At 69.9% G+C, this 1,188-nt stretch carries 1 protein-coding gene and 1 rRNA gene; both read right to left on the bottom strand.

Annotated elements, in window-relative coordinates:
• A partial coding sequence (locus ACZ4M3_RS32095; protein WP_467738632.1) for a hypothetical protein occupies nucleotides 1–874 on the bottom strand: 874 nt, incomplete at its 3' end.
• Nucleotides 875–1,097: 223 nt separating this feature from the next.
• Nucleotides 1,098–1,188 (bottom strand): 5S ribosomal RNA (gene rrf, locus ACZ4M3_RS32090); the annotation flags it as partial.

Genomic DNA, 1,188 nt, shown 5'->3' with positions numbered 1-1,188 from the left:
CGGTCGTCACGGCCACCGCGGAAACCACCACGGTCATCGTCACGGCGCGGGTAGCTGGGACGCCCACCCCGGTCGTCATCACGACGCGGGTAGCTGGGGCGGTCGCCACCGCGGTCATCGCGGCGCTGGAAGCCACCACCAGTGGGACGGTCACCCCGGTCGTCGCGACGCGGGTAGCTGGGACGCTCACCCCGGTCGTCACGACGCGGGTAGCTCGGACGGTCCCCACCACGGTCGTCACGGCCACCGCGGAAACCACCACGGTCATCGTCACGGCGCGGGTAGCTGGGACGCCCACCCCGGTCGTCATCACGACGCGGGTAGCTCGGACGGTCCCCACCACGGTCGTCACGCCGCTGGAAACCACCACCGGCGGGACGGTCACCCCGGTCGTCACGGCGCGGGTAGCTCGGACGGTCCCCACCACGGTCATCACGACGCGGGTAGCTCGGGCGGTCGCCACGGTCGTCACGACGGAACGAGGGGCGGTCGCCACCACGGTCGTCACGGCGGGGGTAACCACCACCGGTGGGGCGGTCGCCACCGCGGTCGTCACGGCGCTGGAAACCACCACCAGTGGGACGGTCACCCCGGTCGTCACGACGCGGGTAGCTGGGACGGTCCCCACCACGGTCATCACGACCCCGGTAGCCACCACCAGTGGGACGGTCACCACGGTCATCACGGCGCGGGTAGCTCGGACGGTCCCCACCACGGTCATCACGACCCCGGTAGCCACCGCCGGTGGGACGGTCACCGCCGCCGGCGGGACGGCCACCGCGGTCGTCACGGCGGAAGCTGCCGCCGGCACCGGTCGGACGGCCACCGCGGTCGTCGCGACGGAAACCACCACGGTCACCGCCACGGTCGTCACGGCCCCCGCGGTAGCCGCCCCTGTCACCGCCGTCGTTGCGCCGAGGCTCGCGCTCCGGACGATCGTCGGGAGAGTTGGACATGGGTGTGACTCCTGTCTTCGGGGTACCGCTAGTCATTCTCGCGCAACCAACCCATGGCCGCGCTTCGGCGTAAAGAGATACAAAAACAAAAGGACCCTTGGTCCAGCGTTGAACGCTGGACCAAGGGTCCTTTGAAAGATTGTTCGGCGGCGTCCTACTCTCCCACAGGGTCCCCCCTGCAGTACCATCGGCGCTGAAAGGCTTAGCTTCCGGGTTCGGAATGTAACCGGGC

The sequence above is a fragment of the Streptomyces sp. NPDC026522 genome (assembly GCF_055567555.1).
The sequence above is the reverse complement of the archived record's forward strand: the minus strand, read 5'-3'. Positions and strand labels throughout refer to the sequence as shown.